At 47.9% G+C, this 17,780-nt stretch carries 16 protein-coding genes; 10 read left to right on the top strand and 6 right to left on the bottom strand.

Annotated features, from left to right (window positions below; genetic code table 11):
* Positions 1–20: 20 nt before the first annotated feature.
* The 4 genes from ACYVR3_RS01055 to ACYVR3_RS01040 all read left to right on the top strand — a co-directional run bounded on the left by ACYVR3_RS01055 (position 21) and on the right by ACYVR3_RS01040 (position 6,166).
* Positions 21–1,178: an ROK family transcriptional regulator gene (locus ACYVR3_RS01055; RefSeq protein ID WP_054736727.1), complete on the top strand. Its 1,158-nt coding sequence runs from the start codon at positions 21–23 to the stop codon at positions 1,176–1,178.
* A gap of 395 nt (positions 1,179–1,573) precedes the next feature.
* Entirely contained in the window at positions 1,574–3,031 is a 1,458-nt protein-coding gene (locus ACYVR3_RS01050; protein WP_461242763.1) for a 6-phospho-beta-glucosidase, read from the top strand.
* Positions 3,024–3,950: an ROK family protein gene (locus tag ACYVR3_RS01045; RefSeq protein WP_461242762.1), complete on the top strand. Its 927-nt coding sequence runs from the start codon at positions 3,024–3,026 to the stop codon at positions 3,948–3,950. The genes ACYVR3_RS01050 and ACYVR3_RS01045 overlap by 8 nt, the downstream gene beginning before the upstream one ends.
* On the top strand, positions 3,947–6,166 hold the full coding sequence (locus ACYVR3_RS01040) for a glycoside hydrolase family 3 C-terminal domain-containing protein (protein ID WP_461242761.1): 2,220 nt from the start codon (positions 3,947–3,949) through the stop codon (positions 6,164–6,166). Before ACYVR3_RS01045 ends, ACYVR3_RS01040 begins: the two co-directional genes overlap by 4 nt.
* 74 nt (positions 6,167–6,240) lie before the next feature.
* Here the strand turns inward: ACYVR3_RS01040 and ACYVR3_RS01035 are convergent, their stop codons facing one another.
* Positions 6,241–6,879 (bottom strand): MIP/aquaporin family protein, encoded by a 639-nt coding sequence (locus ACYVR3_RS01035; RefSeq protein WP_461242760.1) that lies wholly within the window; start codon positions 6,877–6,879, stop codon positions 6,241–6,243.
* Positions 6,880–7,052: 173 nt separating this feature from the next.
* Between ACYVR3_RS01035 and ACYVR3_RS01030 the strand changes: the two genes are divergently transcribed.
* Positions 7,053–7,454 (top strand): hypothetical protein, encoded by a 402-nt coding sequence (locus ACYVR3_RS01030; RefSeq protein ID WP_461242759.1) that lies wholly within the window; start codon positions 7,053–7,055, stop codon positions 7,452–7,454.
* 267 nt (positions 7,455–7,721) lie between these two features.
* Complete coding sequence (locus tag ACYVR3_RS01025) at positions 7,722–8,096, top strand: hypothetical protein (RefSeq protein WP_054736718.1); 375 nt, start codon at positions 7,722–7,724, stop codon at positions 8,094–8,096.
* 550 nt (positions 8,097–8,646) lie between these two features.
* Here ACYVR3_RS01025 and ACYVR3_RS01020 read toward each other — a convergent pair.
* Positions 8,647–9,069, bottom strand: coding sequence for a hypothetical protein (locus tag ACYVR3_RS01020; RefSeq protein WP_461242758.1), 423 nt, complete (start codon positions 9,067–9,069; stop codon positions 8,647–8,649).
* 67 nt (positions 9,070–9,136) lie between these two features.
* Positions 9,137–9,565, bottom strand: coding sequence for an IS200/IS605 family transposase (gene tnpA, locus ACYVR3_RS01015; RefSeq protein ID WP_461242757.1), 429 nt, complete (start codon positions 9,563–9,565; stop codon positions 9,137–9,139).
* Between the two features lie 99 nt (positions 9,566–9,664).
* Here tnpA and ACYVR3_RS01010 point away from each other — a divergent pair, with 99 nt between their 5' ends.
* Positions 9,665–10,861, top strand: coding sequence for an RNA-guided endonuclease TnpB family protein (locus ACYVR3_RS01010; RefSeq protein ID WP_461242756.1), 1,197 nt, complete (start codon positions 9,665–9,667; stop codon positions 10,859–10,861).
* Between the two features lie 470 nt (positions 10,862–11,331).
* Here ACYVR3_RS01010 and ACYVR3_RS01005 read toward each other — a convergent pair whose 3' ends face one another.
* Positions 11,332–11,814, bottom strand: a complete 483-nt coding sequence (locus ACYVR3_RS01005; protein ID WP_461242755.1) for a C39 family peptidase — start codon at positions 11,812–11,814, stop codon at positions 11,332–11,334.
* Positions 11,815–12,041: 227 nt separating this feature from the next.
* On the opposite strand from ACYVR3_RS01005, the gene ACYVR3_RS01000 reads away from it, so the two are divergent.
* Positions 12,042–13,667, top strand: coding sequence for a peptide ABC transporter substrate-binding protein (locus ACYVR3_RS01000; protein ID WP_461242754.1), 1,626 nt, complete (start codon positions 12,042–12,044; stop codon positions 13,665–13,667).
* A gap of 351 nt (positions 13,668–14,018) precedes the next feature.
* Here ACYVR3_RS01000 and ACYVR3_RS00995 read toward each other — a convergent pair whose 3' ends face one another.
* Both ACYVR3_RS00995 and ACYVR3_RS00990 read right to left on the bottom strand, forming a co-directional pair.
* Positions 14,019–15,203 (bottom strand): acetate/propionate family kinase, encoded by a 1,185-nt coding sequence (locus tag ACYVR3_RS00995; protein ID WP_461242753.1) that lies wholly within the window; start codon positions 15,201–15,203, stop codon positions 14,019–14,021.
* A gap of 364 nt (positions 15,204–15,567) precedes the next feature.
* Positions 15,568–16,206, bottom strand: coding sequence for a histidine phosphatase family protein (locus ACYVR3_RS00990; protein WP_461242752.1), 639 nt, complete (start codon positions 16,204–16,206; stop codon positions 15,568–15,570).
* A gap of 197 nt (positions 16,207–16,403) precedes the next feature.
* Between ACYVR3_RS00990 and ACYVR3_RS00985 the strand changes: the two genes are divergently transcribed.
* A complete protein-coding gene (locus tag ACYVR3_RS00985) occupies positions 16,404–17,189 on the top strand; it encodes a carbon-nitrogen family hydrolase (protein WP_054736998.1) in 786 nt (261 codons plus the stop codon).
* 61 nt (positions 17,190–17,250) lie between these two features.
* A complete protein-coding gene (locus tag ACYVR3_RS00980) occupies positions 17,251–17,724 on the top strand; it encodes an S-ribosylhomocysteine lyase (RefSeq protein WP_054736997.1) in 474 nt (157 codons plus the stop codon).
* The last annotated feature ends 56 nt before the right edge of the window (positions 17,725–17,780 follow it).

The following is a 17,780-nucleotide window of genomic DNA, read 5'->3' as shown; positions in this document are numbered from 1 at the left end:
AGAAAAGCGAGCGAAACTAGATGATTATTAATAAAGACATTATGCGCGACTACAACGAGCGGTCCGTGCTAGCGGCCGTTATCAATAATGGTCCGATTTCCAGAAACGAAATTTCCAAAAAACTGGGATTAAATAAGGTGACGGTTTCCGATATTGTTGGGCAATTGATTGAACGACAAATCGTGAAGAGTCTGGGAGAAGTGCGAACCTCTTCTGGTGCCAGTGGCCGAAAACCCGAGTTGGTGGAATATAACGCGGAGTACGGGTACGTGATCAACTTCAGTATCTCTGGTACCGAGGTTGAGATGGTAGCGACTAAGATGGACGGTCGGGTCCTCGAGTACAGTGTCGATCAAATTGATAATCAACCCATTTCAGTGACCTTGGGAAAGATGGAAGAACTGATCAATCAGCTCCCTGAGTTTGAGATGACCAACGGCCTGCAGGCGATTTCAATTGCGGTCTTTGGGGTCGTCTATCAAGGCGATATCGTGTCATCACCGTTCGTCGATTACGAGGACGTTGATTTAGCAGAGTATTTTCAAAACAAATACGATGTGCCAGTGATCGTTGAAAATGAAGCCAACTTATCCGCAATTTTCGAAGAAGATTACAGTAAGCAAGAACTTCAAAACCTGGTGTCCGTCAGCATCCACGAAGGCGTTGGCGCCGGCATCGTTATCAACGCGCACCTGTACACGGGTAACTACGGTCAGGCCGGTGAAATTGGCCGGATCATCTTGCCCGACGTGGCTAAGAACAAGCGACTAACGCGATTGCCGAACTTTAGTTCAGAGTGGTCGCAAGCAGCCCTGTTACGTAAGGCGGCGTTACTGAAAAAGAACCCGAAGTACGACTTAGACATGTTGGTGACGGATTATAACCGAGAGGACACGGCCATCACTCGCCTAATTGAGCAATTCTGCTACTATCTGGCGGTGGTCACCAGTGACCTGATCAACTCGTATGATCCGCAGATGATCTTCTACAACTCACCATTGATCGATCAGATTCCTGAAATTTTAAAGAACGTGCAGATGAAGCTGTCGTTCCTACCGCTTGTTCCACCGTTGGTCATGTCCAAGGATGTGCACTACGCCACTTTGCTTGGCGGCGCCTCCATGGCCATCCACCGTGTGCTCCAGATGGAAGGGACCCGGTTGATTCTTCACCACTGATGTTTTTGCTTGAACCAAGGAAGCTTATCCTACCATGTAGGGTAGGCTTCCTTTTATGTTTTAGTGTGCGGAGCGAGGCGGTTAGAAGGTGGAGTGTAAGTACGACCCTGCGAAGTTACCGGGTTTTGGTAGGTTGGCTGGGTCGTGCTTACATGCAACCTTCTGCCTCGCGCAGCACCATTCGGCGCGGTAGTTAGAAAGCGCGTGGTTGACAAGTTTCACTTACTTCAGGAACCCTGGAAATAACAGTCAAAGTGGCGCCGAATTTTGTAGCCTGAGAACATTGATTTTCACGCGCTTTTGGCGAGCGAAGCGAAGACAAACAGCCGGCAACCAAAATCAGCTCAACACAAACATAAGTTACAAAAATTGACACAAGAGAGGAAGCACAAACTATGACAGAATTACCAAAGAATTTCCTATGGGGTGGCGCCGTTGCAGCGCACCAAGTTGAAGGGGCCTATAACGTTGGCGGCAAAGGCCTCAGCGTTGCCGATGTGATGACCGCTGCTGGGAGTCACGATGAACGGCGGATCACGGATGGCGTTCAAGAGGGTGAATTTTACCCAAACCATGAGGCGGTGGATTTTTACCACCAGTTCCCAGAAGATGTGAAGTTGTTTGCTGAAATGGGCTTTAAGAGTTTCCGGACGTCGATTGCCTGGTCACGAATTTTTCCACAGGGTGATGAAACGGAACCGAACGAAGAAGGGTTAGCGTTCTACGACCGGTTGTTTGATGAATGCCTCAAGTACAACATTGAACCGGTTGTCACGCTGTCTCACTTTGAGATGCCGTACCACCTTGTGACCGAGTATGGTGGTTTCCGGAGCCGGAAGACGATCACCTTCTTTACCCGGTTTGCCGAAGCCGTGTTTAACCGCTACAAGGACAAGGTCAAGTACTGGTTAACCTTCAACGAAATCAACAACCAGAGTAACTACAACCGTGAATTTACGTTATTTACCAACTCTGGGATTCAAGTTAAGCCTGGAGAAAATGCTGAAGCTGTGATGTACCAAGCCGGCCACTACGAAGTGGTTGCTAGTGCGCGAGCTGTTCAGATTGGTCACAAGATCAACCCCGACTTCCAAATTGGTGCCATGGTTGCCTTCTCGCCAGTCTATCCCGCAACGGATAAACCAGCGGATGTGTTGAAGGCTCAACGTGCCATGCAAACGCGGTTCTGGTTCTCTGATGTGCAGGTTGAAGGGGAGTACCCAAGTTGGTTGACGCGGTATCAAAAAGCCAAGCAGTTTAACTTGGATATCACGCCAGAAGATTTGGCTGAATTAAAGAAAGGTACCGTCGATTACCTCGGGTTCAGTTACTACATGTCGTTTGCGACCGCCGCTTCTGATCACGAAGACAAGTACTACTCTTACAACGAATCTGAAGACTTGGTCACCAACACCTACGTGCCGCGTTCCGATTGGGGCTGGCAAGTGGATCCCGAAGGCCTGCGTTACGGGCTGAACTGGATGAATGATCGTTACCACGTGCCGGTATTTATCGTCGAAAACGGGATTGGTGCCATTGATAAGTTGGAAGCCGACCATCAGGTACATGACCAGTATCGGATCAAGTACCTCCGGGACCACATCGAACAGATGAAGCTCGCCATGGTGGAAGACGGCGTTGATGTCATGGGCTACACCCCTTGGAGTGCCATTGATATCGTGTCCGCAAGTACCGGTCAGTTGTCGAAACGTTACGGGTTCATTTACGTGGACCGTAACGATGACGGTTCTGGTAGCCTTGCGCGGTACCGGAAAGATTCCTTCTACTGGTACCAACACGTGATTGAAACGAACGGTGATGATCTGTCTGAAAGCGGGGCTAAACATGCTTGAACTCAAGCCTGAAGACTGGCTGTTGGCCATCGATATTGGTGGTACGACGGTCAAATACGCCTACTGGCAAAATCGCCAACTTGCTGGTAAAGGACGTTTTGAGACCCCCGAAACTTGGACGGCGTTACTGTTGGCGTTACTGAAGCTCAAACAAGAGGCGCCACATCCCATCATGGGGGTTGCTATCAGTTTACCGGGTAGCGTCGACACAGTGGCCGGTAAAATTACTGGGACAAGTGCGGTTGAGTACCTCAACGGATTTGAAATCAAAGCAACGTTGAAGGAAGCCTTCGACGTTCCCGTGACGATTCAAAACGATGCCAACTGTGCCGCATTGGCGGAAGCTTGGTTAGGAAATGCTGCTGGCACAACGTCGTCCGTACTGATGATCATTGGCACCGGTATCGGTGGCAGCATCGTTCAAGACGGGCACATCTGGACGGGGCACGACCAGTTCGGCGGTGAATTTGGCTACATGGTCATGACTGGGCAAGATGACACGCTCAGTGAACTTGCGAGCCCGGTTAAGATGGCCAACCGCTATAACCGACTGACCGGGAGTCCGCAACCCGTTGACGCGCACGTGGTGTTTGACCGTTCTGCTAAGGGTGATGAGGTTGCTCGGCAGTGTTTGGACGAAATGTACCACTGGTTGAGTGTCGCGGCTTATAATCTGATTGTCAGTGTGAACCCGGATCGCTTGTTATTGGGTGGCGGGATTTCTAGTCGCGAAGACGTGTTGTTTCATGTGAAACAGCGGGTGTCTGACTTACTGCACCGGCACGGCGCCGCGGCGATTGAAACCGAAATTATGAGTTGTCAGTTCCAAAATGACGCGAACCTCGTTGGTGCTGTGTATCAGTTCCTAACGGAGGTGCCAGCAACGGCAATTAAAGATGAGAAAGGATCGGAAAAATGACGCAAATTGATCAAGACTTAGTCCAACAGTTATCGCTGGCTGAAAAAGCAGCGTTGGTGTCTGGCAAGGATTTCTGGTTTACCGCTGGTAATCAGCGGGTCAACCTGCAACGGATGATGATGACCGATGGCCCATCTGGGTTACGGAAACAGGCCAGTTCGGCGGATGCGCTGGGTTTGAATCAGAGTGTCACCGCGGTTTGTTTTCCGGCGTCATCGCTGACAGCCTGTTCGTTTGACCGGGCTGGATTGACGCAACTGGGCACCAATTTAGGTGAAGCGGCCCGTGCCGAAAAAGTGGGCGTTTTGCTGGGACCTGGCATTAACTTAAAACGCAGTCCGTTGGCGGGACGGAACTTTGAGTATTTCTCAGAGGATCCGTACCTGGCTGGTGAGTTAGCTGCTAGTTACGTGAACGGGGTTCAACAGCAGGGCGTCGGGGTCAGTGTGAAGCACTTTGCCGCCAACAACCGGGAAAATCAGCGGTTTACGATGTCGTCTGATATGGACGAGCGGACGTTGCGAGAGCTGTATTTGGCGCCATTTGAAAAGGTGGTTAAGCAAGGCCACCCCGCAACCATTATGTGCTCGTACAACGCGATCAACGGGACGCTGAACTCCCAGAATCAGCGGTTGTTGACCCAGATTCTTCGCGACGACTGGGGCTTTGACGGCCTCGTTATGTCTGACTGGGGCGCCGTTGCCGACCACGTTGCCGCACTAAAGGCCGGCTTGGACCTCGAAATGCCTGGGAAGGGTGATTTATCCGTTCAAGAAATCATCGACGCCGTTGACGCTGGTGAACTTGGCATTGGCACGCTTAACCGCGCAGTCGCTCGAGTTTTACGGATGGTCGCTAAGTGGCAACAACCAGCCGGTGAAGTCGAGTCTTACGATTTAGATGCACAACACGCGTACGCCCGTCAGTTAGCGGCTAAGAGTATGGTGTTGCTACAAAATAACGACCAAGTCTTGCCATTGAAGGCCGACCGTTCCTTAGCGGTCTTAGGCGCACTGGCTAAAACGCCACGGTACCAAGGTGGTGGCAGTTCTCACGTGAACGCTTATCGGGTGGTATCGCCGCTCGAAGCGATTCAAGCCGCTCGTCCGGAGGTTCAGTTTGCGGCCGGGTATCAGTTAGACCAAGAAACCGTTGATGACCAACAACTCCAAGCAGCTGTTGCCGTCGCTAAATCAGCTGATCAGGTGGTCTTGTTTGCGGGCTACCCAGCCGAACGGGAATCAGAAGGGTTCGATAAGACGAGTCTTTCCTTACCAGAAAACCAAACGAAGTTGATCGAAGCAGTGGCTGCGGTGAACAATCACGTGACCGTTGTGCTACAAAACGGTGCGGTCGTGTTGATGCCTTGGCAGCACCAAGTTGCTGGAATCCTCGAAACGTATTTGGCTGGCGAAGCCGTTGGTGAAGCTACCTGGGACGTATTATCTGGCCGAGTGAACCCAAGTGGGCGCTTGGCTGAAACCTTCCCACTCCGGTTGGCTGATACGCCGAGCGCGCTAACCTTTAACGCTGACCCGGCGCGCGAAGTTTACCGTGAAGGACTGTTTATGGGCTACCGCTACTACGATAAGAAGCAGTTACCAGTGGCGTTTCCATTTGGTTATGGGTTAAGCTATACGCAGTTTAAATACGATGAGTTAAAGCTCACGGTTGCGGGCGACCACGTTGACGGTCAGGTTCGGGTGACGAATACCGGTGACGTTGCGGGGACTGAAACCGTTCAGATCTACGTTGGTAATCAGGCAAGTCATATCGAAAAGCCAGTGCGGACACTTGCGGGATTTGAACAAGTCACCCTTGAAGCCGGCAAATCGGCAACGGTGTCCTTCACGTTAGACCAACGGGCGTTCAGCTGGTACAACCCAGCTAAGGCAACTTGGCAATTAGATAGTGGCAACTATCTGGTTGCGGTTGGCCATGATAGTCGTGACCTGCCACTAAGTCAGCAAGTAACGTTGACCAGTGATCAAGATAATGCTGAGCCCATTACGAGCGAGTCCTACGTGGGCGATTTGTTGCACGATCCACGGGCCAAGCAGGCACTTGAAGCGTCTGGATTGGCGAAAACCTTTGAAGCCATTGCGGGTGGTCAAACAACGGATGATCAGATGTTGCTGAACATGCCGTTGCGCGCCGCTGTGATGGTTGGGGCGACACCGGAACAGGTTGAAGCCTTCTTGAAGCGTGTCAATTAAGTGAATAAGATTGATGAGTAACTAAAAAGATCCTGAATGCCAGTGAGTGGCATCAGGATCTTTTTGATGTGGGCTTAATCTGTTGTTCTAAAGAAGCGGTTAATACCAGCCGCAACGACGGCACCTAAAAGTGGCCCGACAATGTACAGCCAAACCTGCGCAATGGCATCACTGCCAACGTATAGCGCTGGTGCGAGTGCCCGCGCTGGGTTTAAAGCGGGGCCAGTCAAACCGTAACCAACGAGGGTCAGTGCGGCAAGGAGAATGCCGTTGAAAAAACCGGCTAACGGATGATCGGTATCGTCCAGAATCAAAAAACCGAGGACGAGAATCATGGTTAAAATGCCCTCAGTGAGTAACACGACTGGCCAGTCTAACCGAGAAGTGGTTTGGCCCAACGCATTGGAGGCATTTCCCAGGTTAAGGGCTAAGATTCTGACTAGTCCGGAAGCTAGGATAGCGCCAATCAATTGGCTAAGGACGACCCAGAGTGCTTCAGTCCATGGGAGCTTACCGTTGAGTGCTTGGCCTAGCGTGATAGCTGGGTTAAATTGACCGTCCGTGAACGGTTGGAAAATGGTGGCCATGGCGGCAAAGGTCAGCCCAAAGGCGAGGCTGATAGTCAGTGGATCGGCATTGGTCAGAGCCGCCGTCCCGGTGCCAATTAAGATTAAACTAAAGGTCCCTAAAAATTCTGCAATGTAGCGACGCAATGTGTGATTCCCCCTCGAAACAAATCTAAACTATTGTTCCCATTGTACTCGACTTTTGGGGGTAAACATAGCGGTATTTGGCGCGGTGGGGGTTCGGTTTGAGATTTGAGCTTGAAGTTGGTTGAGGCTGAGGCCTATACTGGGTGGAAACTAACGAAACGGAGTTCAGACGGATGCCTACAACCTTTACGTACACTTGGCCGGTCTACATTGATTGGCTGGATCAACAAAATCAACGCCACGTCACAACCGGCCAACAGTTGGATTCGGCGATTCACGAATTGTTATTGTCGCAGAGTCCTTGGACTGATGAGTGGCGCACGACCGTCCCGTATATGAAGGGTGAGGCGTATGGTATCGCAAAATTAGTTCGGGTAACGGCGGATCATGAGCGGCATCAAGCGATACTGACGGTTCAGTATCGGCAGCCCGATTTGAGTCAGGAGAGTCGGGTACAGGTTGCGGGCGTTGTGGCCATTTTTTTGAAGACGGTACTGAACCGGTTTTGTCAGCGAACGGTATTTGGCGTTCGGCAGGAACGATTAGCGGTTCGCTTAGTTGGTTTTCGTGAGTAATGTTACAGAAATGTGCCAACTAGAGCGGTGTTAGGTGGCAGTTAGGACGCTTCTTTGAAAACAATCTAATTTAGATATAATTGATGAAAGCTGATTTCACAACGATTATCGGCATTGATTTTTGGAAAATGAGTCGATTTAGTGGTTTTAGGACAATTGTCTTTCATAGTGAGACATTTTAACAAAACTTTATCACTTTTTTAACAGTAACGACTTAGTTTCGTGGCATAATGTTTACTAATGATATTAGAGAGAAGTGATTATAGTATGACTCAGCCCGAATTGGAACCGGATGAGATCGTTGACCAACTGCATTTGCCACAAACGGCAGCGGTGATCGACTCTCTCCACGTAGCGCCAACGTTGTTAGAACAGGATATGGCAGATCCCGATAGTTACCGCAAGAAGGGGAATAATCCACCAAGTTACACGGATGTGCGGAGTGTCGGCGAGGTCATCGAGGACGAGTACGATGCGTTCGTACAGTCACTGTACTATGAGGGGTTAACGCAGATAGATCCAAAAGAGCTGATTGATAAGTTCCGAAAACAATTGAATCAAAAATTAAACACGTATGTGATGGTTAAAAATACCGGCCGCGCCTATTTAGCGGTCGATAATGCCGGGAACATCGCCGTGTGATTGAGACTATTTGGTGAGGGTCGCCTAGGGCTGCATCAAATAGTTTTTTTAGTGCAGAGCGTGGAGAAAAACGGGTTGAGAGCGGCGTGTAAGGACCGAAAGACAAAAGCCCTGGGCTTGGGCTTTTGTCTTTCGGTCCTTACACATAGCTCTCAGTTTTTCTCCGCGCGTTTCGGCGCGGTAGCCGAAAACAATCAAAGCAGACAAGCTGCACTATAAAAACGATTATCCAGAAACTAAAAGCCAAACAAGCGCCGAAAACAAAGTAATCGCAATGAGCGTCGCCAGTAGCACTTGGTCAGGTATCAGCTAGCCCTGGGCTTTTATCTTCCGGTCCTTACACATAGCTCTCAGTTTTTCTCCGCGCGTTTCGGCGCGGTAGCCGAGAACATCCAAAACAGAAAAATTGCACTATGGAAACGATTATCCAGAAACTAAAAGCCAAACAAGCGCCGAAAACAAAGTAATCGCAATGAGCGTCGCCAGTAGCACTCGGTCAAGTATCAGCTCTCCCTAATTTTATTTCTGGCGATTTATCCCATACATAATTTCAAAACTTTAAGCGTTGATAATTAACAGCTAAATATTTAGCCGAAATCGGCCACGTAATTTCCGATTGATCCATTAGTGCTTGAAATTCACTTTCGCCCAGTTGTTCATCATCATGAAGTGATAAAAAACACAGTTGTGTAAATTGATCTGCAATATCGGGGTGTTGTTTGAAAAACTGTGCTACTTTCTCAGACTTGGTTAACTGATTGCGTCGCTTTTTCTGATGATAACCATTTGCGCGATAAGCATTCTGAGCTGTTTTGAAGCCATATCCGTTGGCATCATTGATAATGGCACCAGTTTGCGTATCGACTAACCGGTAACGTGTTTCTATTCTTTTATCAGAATAGTAGCCGTCAATCCCATCGTCACGAGTAACTTGATAAGGAACGGCCTTGATTGTGGCGTTTTGTTTGACCATAAATTTACTGAAATAGAGCGTAATGCTCCGGTTTTTAAACCGGGGATGTAAGCGACACGAATTTGATCTATCCTTTCAATCGTTGACCTTCAATATATGTTTCAACAACTTCACGGCTCATATTGCCGAGAGTACTCATGTAGTAGCTTCGCGTCCATAGATGACCACCCCAAAACGCACTTGCTTTAATATCAGGATGATTTTTAAAGAAAAGTCGCGCTGAGGCCCCTTTAAAGGCTTTCACCACTGTGGTCGGAGCTAATTTTGGTTTGAAGCTGATCAGCAGGTGGATATGATCCGGCATCACTTCCATGGTTTCGATTGTGATTTCATTTAATTCCGCAATCCGGCTAAGAATGGTCTTCATTTCGACAACTAATTCTGGTGTTGTAAATAATTCTCGCCGATACTTAGTGGTCCAAATCAAATGAAAGTGAAAATTATAGACGTACGATTGGGTGTAAATCGCATCGGGAATGCGTTTTTTCTTTCTCATGTATATCACCTCTGATATAAAATAATTAGCGGGTTAAATCCTTATGATTCTACTTTATCACATGGTATGATACGAGTATACCAATGCGGAGGTGACATCATGGTACTGCAAGCCTTTCAAGTGCGACTCTACCCGAATGCCACGCAAAAACAATTGATCCACATGACCTTTGGTAGCACCCGATTTGTTTGGAACCAAATGCTTAACATGTTGATTGAACGCTATCGCAATAATCCCGAATGCAGGTTTCTATCGACTTACGATCGTGATGCTTTATTACCGGCATTGAAACGAGAATATCCGTGGCTCAAATTAGTTGATTCAACCGCTCTGCAACGGGTGAATCGAGATTTAACCGATGCGTATAAGCGGTTCTTTGATAAAACGTTGGCCAACCGGTTTCCACGGTTTAAAAGCAAGCGAAATAATCATAAAAGCTATACGAGTAAATTCGTTGGAAAGAACATTGAAGTGATCGATCAACATCACCTGAAACTGCCAAAGTTAGGGAAAGTCTACTTTCGAGCGGGTCGTATTCTAAACGGTAAGATTCATACTGTGACCGTTAGAATCAATCCGCAAGGTCAATATTCAGCAACCATTCTGCTAGAATGTGAGGATCCGATTCCGTTACCACTCACGCATCAAAGAGTTGGTCTAGATCTAGGCCTGAAACAACTGATTACCTTATCTAATGGCACCAGTGTCCCATTAACGCAGTATGATCGTGAATTAGCTCGCCGACTACGACGGTGGGAACGCAAACTAGCTCGTCGACTACGAAACGCGAAGCAGGCGATGGCTGAAGATCGGCACAATAAAGTCCTTAATCCGCGAACCGAACTCTGGCAGTTTCCGCGGTACCAGCAGGCACGTAAAACTGTTGCTAAAATCAAGCGACAGATTGCCGCGCGTCGACTGGATAACTTGCAGAAACTGACCACGCAACTGGTACGGGAATATGATGTGCTCGTAGTTGAAAAACTATCCGTCAAGAATCTAATGAAAAATCATCGACTAGCGCGTTCTATCGCCAATGCCGCTTGGGGGACATTAGTCCGCTTACTGACCTATAAGTTTGAATGGGCCGGAAAGCAGCTGATTATCGTTAACCCTAAGAACACCAGTCGCATCTGTCATGTGTGTCAACAGAAAAATACGGACTTTGATGGCTTATCAACTCATGAGTGGCTAGCTGTGCGCGACTGGCAATGTCCAAATTGTCAAACCACGCTAGACCGCGACATTAATGCGGCACTGAATATTAAACAACGAGGTCTAGCGTTAGTTGATTAATCGCAAAAATTAAAACTAAACGGGTGTGGAACGTACCTTGGTAAATAACTGTGACCGCTACCGATGAAGTGAAGAGCTTAACTGGCAAGTTTGCAGTGTTCCCAGAATCCACCTACTTTAGTGGGTGGTAGTTCAACCATTCTCCATTCAGTTATGATAGGTACCCATTCAGCAGTGTTGTTAAAATAATTTGAAGGTATCACAGTTAATAAATTGATTATATCAAGCAATAGTTTTGGAAACAAGAACATACGTTCGATCTATAAAAGAGGATACACGGTACTTAATTTGCTTAGCATTATGCATTAGGGATATAGTGTGTCGATTCAGACAGAATACCGTGTCTAAAATAAAAAGACGCTAAAAGCATATTTTTGAATCACAATTAAATCTTGAAAATCACAAAAATGCCGTAGAAACTGACCACATCTAGTCAATTTCCACGGCACTGGCATTTAATTCAAAAAACCCTACAACCCCACAGCCCGATTCCCCTTATTCGCCCGAATCTCAGCAAACTGCTCATTACTCAAAGTGGTCTCTTCCTCAGTCCAACAGTCATTCACGATCACGTGCTGATCATCATACCCAATCAAAGTCAGCGCATGCGTATGAAAGCCATCAAACTCGCCAACCCAGATCACAACGGGCTTGTTCTGGTCGAGTTGTGCCTTGAGTTCAGCCAAACTAGCACCGGTCAAATCAGTAGCGTGGCCAGCGTACTTGGTAATCAACTCTAGCAGAGCAGGTGGGTAAATACTATTGCCATCTTCCATAAACGGATCACCAACAAAGCCAAGGTCGCAGTCAGCAGCATCGCGGGGCATTTCTTTCGCCAATTGCACCTTGTTCACAGCAGCACCAGCGTACTGGAGCATCATCGTCACTGCGGTAATTTCGCAGCCAGTCGGTAATTCGGGACGTTGTGCAATTAGGGGCACGTTTAATTTCATGGGTGGGGCCTTCTTTCGTCGTTAAGTTATCAACATTATAGCATGCTGAGAAAAAATGAGTATTTGCATAAACTCAACACCGAGAAGCATAATTATTGGAATAAAGCGGTTTTAATTAACTAATAATTAGTAAATAGCGACAAAAAACTAATATTTATGTTAAACTATGATTAACGTGTTGTTAATGTTAGTGGTTTATATGTTGTAAAGGATTGGGAGGAATCATCATGAAGTTGAATCAGAAGTGGGTGGCGACTGCCGGAGTCGCCGGCCTAGCCCTGTTACTGAGTGCGTGTGGTTCAAGTAGCTCATCTAGTGATAAGCAGACATTTACCATGCCAACGGACAGTGAATTATCGACGGTGGATTTATCAAAGTCAACGGCTTTAGGAACCTTTGACGCGTTGAATAACACCAACGAAGGGCTTTATCGTTTGGGTAACAATAGTAAGCCAGAAACCGCTTTGGCAACTAAATTAACGCAGACCAATGGTGGCAAGACCTACACCATTGATATCCGCCATAACACCAAGTGGAGTAACGGTGACACCGTGACCGCGAAGGATTTCGTGTACTCATGGCGTCGGACGGTCAACCCGAAGACGGCTTCACAGTACAGCTATCTGTTTAGCGGCATCAAGAACGCTGATTCAATTATGGACGGCAAAACGTCACCAACCCAATTAGGGATTCAGGCAACGGGCAAGTACCAGTTGAAGATTAATTTGGAACAACAGATTCCGTATTTCAAACTGCTACTCGGTTTCCCAGTGTTCTTCCCACAAAACGAGAAGGTTGTTAACAAATACGGGAGTGCTTACGGTACGACCAGTGCCAAAATGGTTTACAACGGCCCATTCAAGTTAACCAACTGGAACGGGACGGGGACAACCTGGACGCTCAAGAAGAACAACACTTACTGGGATAAGAAAGCTGTTAAGTTAAGTGCTGTGAAGTACCAAGTGGTCAAGGATAACCAAACGGCCTTGAACCAATATAACTCGAAGAAATTAATTGGGGCACCGTTGACCGGGAACCAAGCCAAGAACTTGAAGAACAACAAGGACTTGATCTCACGGCCACAATCAAGTAGCTACTACTTGGCCCTTAACCAAAAGAAGACCTTGTTTAAGAACTTGAAGATTCGTCAAGCCATCTCAATGGCCGTTGATCGGGACCAAATCGCCAACAAAGTGCTGGGTGATGGCTCAATCGTTAACGGCAGCTTCGTCTCCAAGGGCTTAGCAACTAATCCTAAGACGGGCAAAGACTTTACGGCTGACATCGCTAAGACCTCTGTCATGACGTATAACGCCAAGAAGGCCCAACAGCTCTGGAAGGAAGGCTTGAAGGAAACCGGGATTTCAAATCCTAGTTTCACCATCACCGCTTCAGATAGTGAAGCTGGTAAGAAGGTTGCCGAATACCTCCAAAGTGACCTACAGAAGAACCTACCAGGTTTGAAGGTCTCGGTTCAAAACATTCCGTTCCGGACGATGTTAGCCCGGCAAGCTTCCCACAGTTATGAAGTCACGTTGGCAAGTTGGTTCGCTGATTTCTCTGATCCAATTACCTTCTTGAACATCTTAACCAAGGGCAACCCAAGCAACATCTCTGGTTGGTCAAACAGCCAGTATGATCAATTGATCAAGGCATCATCAACTACGGATGCCAACAACGCCTCAAAGCGTTGGGACGACATGGTTCAAGCCCAAAACATCCTGTTGAAGGATCAAGGGATTACCCCACTGTACCAGTCATCCGCACCATGGTTACTCAATCAAAATGTAAAGGACATCGTCTACAACTCAGCCGGTGCCAACTATAACTTTAAGACGGCTTATATGAAGTAAGTTGTTTGAACAAAACGAACGCCAGATACCTGTGTTAGCAGGTACCTGGCGTTCGTTTTGTGGTTAGTGTATTGAATGAAATTGGGTATTGGCTGTTTGTCATCGCTTCGCTCGCCAAAGCCGCATTAAAAAGTACCCATTCAGGCTACAAAATTCGGCGCCACTTTGGCTGTTATTTCCGGAGTTCCTGAAGTGGCCGGGTTTGTCAACTCCGCGCCTTCTGGCCACCGCGCCGAATGGTGCTGCACGAGACTGAGAGCTGCACGTAAGGGGCTTCGATAAAACCGCCAGACCCGGGCGCTTTCACCGAAGTCCCTTACACTCCGCTCTCAAAACGTCTTGTTCCGCACACTAACTTAACCGCGCAACGTCCCGCGCAATCATCAATTCTTCGTTAGTTGGCACAACCATCACCGTAACGGGTGCATCGTCAGGACTCACAACGCGCTCCTTACCACGGAAGTCGTTCTTTTCAGGATCGATCTTAACGCCAAAGTAGCCAAGCTGGTCAGCAATGCGTTGGCGCATACCGATGCCGTTTTCGCCTGAGCCGGCAGTGAAGACGAGGGCGTCTAAGCCGTTAAGTTCAGCAACGTAGGTCCCAACGTAGCGGACAACTCGGTTCACAAACATATCCAAGGCTAATTTGGCTTGTGGATTGGTTACTTCAGCGTCTTCCAAGTCCCGTTGGTCAGGGGATAGTTGGGAGATACCCAACAGACCGGATTTATGATTCAAAATATCAATCATTTCGTTCATGTTAATGTTGAGCTTTTCGGCTAAGAAGGTCACCAGTGAGGCATCAATATCACCTGAACGGGTGCCCATCATGACGCCGGCAAGTGGGGTGAAGCCCATTGATGTGTCGATAACTTTGCCGTGATCAAAAGCTGAAATTGAAGAACCAGAACCCAAGTGTAACGTGATTAGCTTAAGGTCTTCGAGCGGCTTGCCTAACAGTTCAGCGGTCCGGTGGGCAACGTAACGGTGGCTAGTGCCGTGAGCGCCGTATTTACGAGCCCCAAACTTTTCGTAGTACTCGTATGGAATTGGGTACAAGTAGTTCAGTTTAGGCATGTTGGTGTAAAGGGATGTGTCAAATACAGCAACTTGCTTAGCTTCCGGCAATAATTGCTGGAAGATCTCAATGTACTGCGCTTCGATTGGGTTGTGCAGTGGGGCGTATTGCGCCAGTGAGTGAATTTGCTTCAAAGATTCATCAGTGATCACAGCTGAATCATCGAAAATTTCGCCACCCGCAACGACCCGGTGACCGATCCCAGTGATTTCGTGCAAATGCTTCACGATGCCGGCCTCTTTCAGGTGAGAGAGTACCATGGCAGCAGCCAACCGGTAGTCAATATTATCCTGAGTGACCTGGTACTTTTCAGCGTCTGGGCGCTTAACCGTAAAGATTGACCCAGGCAAGTTCAAGCGGTCAACGAGCCCAGAGGCGATCACCGTCTCATCGGGCATGGAAAAGAGCTTCCACTTCAGGGTTGAACTGCCAGCGTTGATTGCTAATGTTTTTGTCATTGTTACTCCACCTCATCAGAAAAATTAAAAGTCTAGCTATAGTCTAACGAAAAATGTAACCGTTTTCAATAGATGGTGTTAAAAGTTTCGCTGAGAAACTTTTAACACCATCTATTTTCGGGTTTAGGTGGGGATGTTACGTTTTATTGGGGCAGGTGGTGCGGTATTACTGAAAAATTGGGCCGGACTTTTGAAAAAGTTGGGTGTTGGGGTAGGGAAGGATGAGCGTTACTTTTATCTAGCCGAAACGTGCTACGAGAGACAGAGACTTGCACATAGGCCACTTCCACCACAACCCCCAAAGACCGGGGATTATGGTGGAAGCGGCCTATGCTCCAGTCTCTAAACGCCTTGTTTCCGCACGCTATTGATTATACGATTCAAACACCACCTGATCCTCAAAGATACTCAACTGACTCACCCCGCCATTAGCCGGATAGTTGTCAATCGTATCTACGCCTAAGTAATCCGCAATGGTACGAATCAGGGTGCCGTGGCTGACCAAGAGGATGTTTTCGCTCGGTTGGCAAAGTTCACGCAGTTTGTTGAAGCCGGCCTTCATACGCGCGACGACTTCTTCGGTACTTTCAGCAGTGTGAGAGGGATCCGCCTGCTTCATTGCATTGCGAGCTTCCTCTAAGCCGCCGAGTTCAATGAGTTCTTCTTGACTACTCTTGCCATAAGGGGCAGCGATGCCGTGCCAAATATCGGTAGAGTTCAGACCCTCAAAAAAGCCAAAGTTAACTTCGCGGAACTCTGGTAACAGTTGCGTAGCTGGCGTTTGACCTAACGTTGAAAGAATAATATCGCGCGTATCAATGGCGCGACCAAGGTCGGATGAAAATGCACGGTCAAAGTTGATGCCCTGAAGTTTTTCGGCGGCCTGCTTGGCCTGTTCGATCCCGGTATCGGTGAGGTCGGAATCGATCCAGCCCTGCATCCGGTCGAAAGCGTTCAGCATGGTACTGCCGTGACGGACAAGGTAAACGTTAAATGGGTTCATTATGACTAGCCTCTTTCGTGAAAAATGATACCCCCATTGTGCGGGACTTCGGCGTTAAATGCAATTTATTGCTAGAAAAAGGGCGCAAATTTCACTAAATTCTAAAATTTTATAGCATTTATGCCTGAGACTGGTCAATCACGAAAATCCGCTACTTAATGGTGCTATAATAATCGTCAATAATAGGAGGGACCTGGATGGAACTTACAATTGCGATTGCACAAATAGACGTTGATTTTGGTCAGCCCGCGAAGAATTTTTCGAAAATTGAACCCTTTGTTGCGCAAGCTGCTGAGCAGCATGCCGACATCGTGGTATTTCCGGAGATGTGGAACACGGGATACGATTTGACTCGGTTGGGGGATATTGCCGATCCAAACGGCCAACAGACGCAACACGTCTTAGTCGCGTTAGCTAAAAAGTACCACATTATGATTCATGGGGGCTCAGTCGCGGTAAAGCGTGGCGATAAGTTCTTTAATACGACCTACGTGATCGATGCTAACGGGCAGGAAGTGGCGACCTATGATAAGGTGCACTTGTTTGGCCTGATGGCAGAAGATCAGTATCTAGCAGCGGGAAATGCTAAGAACCGCTTTGACATTAACGGGGTTGGTGCAACTAGCGTGATCTGTTACGATATTCGGTTCCCCGAATGGTTACGGACGCTGAGTCTTACCGACAGTCGGGTGATTTTTGTGCCCGCTGAATGGCCAACACCACGCTTGGCACAATGGCGGAAATTGTTGGCGGCTCGGGCTATCGAAAATCAACTATTTGTGGTTGCCGTTAACCGGGTCGGCAGTGATCCGGACAACCGCTTTGGCGGGAGTTCAGTTGTGATTGATCCGCTTGGCAATGAAGTTGCCCGGTTAAATGATCAAGAACAGTTGAAGACGGTCACCATTGATATCGATGAAACCGATAAGATTCGGGGTTTCATGCCAGTATTTGAAGATCGCCGCCCAGACTTGTATGAATAGGCAATTTTAATTCCGTGTTATACTAAAAACGGCATCTTAATTAATTGGAGGCATTTATCACATGGCAAAAGTTGAAAGTTTTGAATTAGATCACACCAAAGTTTTGGCACCCTACGTCCGTTTAATTGCGGTTGAAAAGGGCCCAAAGGGAGACGCTATCTCGAACTTTGATTTACGATTAGTCCAACCAAACGAAAACGCCATTCCAACGGCTGGTTTACACACCATTGAACACTTGTTGGCTGGCTTGTTGCGTGACCGCATGGACGGCATTATCGACTGCTCACCATTCGGTTGCCGGACTGGGTTCCATTTGATTGCTTGGGGCGAACCAACCACAACGGAAGTCGCAAAGGCGCTGAAGAGTTCGTTGGAACAAATCGCCAACGACATCAAGTGGGAAGACGTCCCCGGCACTGACATCACAAGCTGCGGCAACTACCGCGACCACTCACTGTTCTCGGCTAAAGAATGGTCGAAGAAGATTTTGAGTGAGGGCATTAGTGATAAGCCGTTTGAGCGGAGTGTGATTTAGGCGAGAGTGTGACAAAACTCGTTTAGGTCCCAGAATATAAGTAAACACCCCCGTAA

The organism is Secundilactobacillus muriivasis (genome assembly GCF_054785195.1).
The sequence above is the reverse complement of the archived record's forward strand: the minus strand, read 5'-3'. Positions and strand labels throughout refer to the sequence as shown.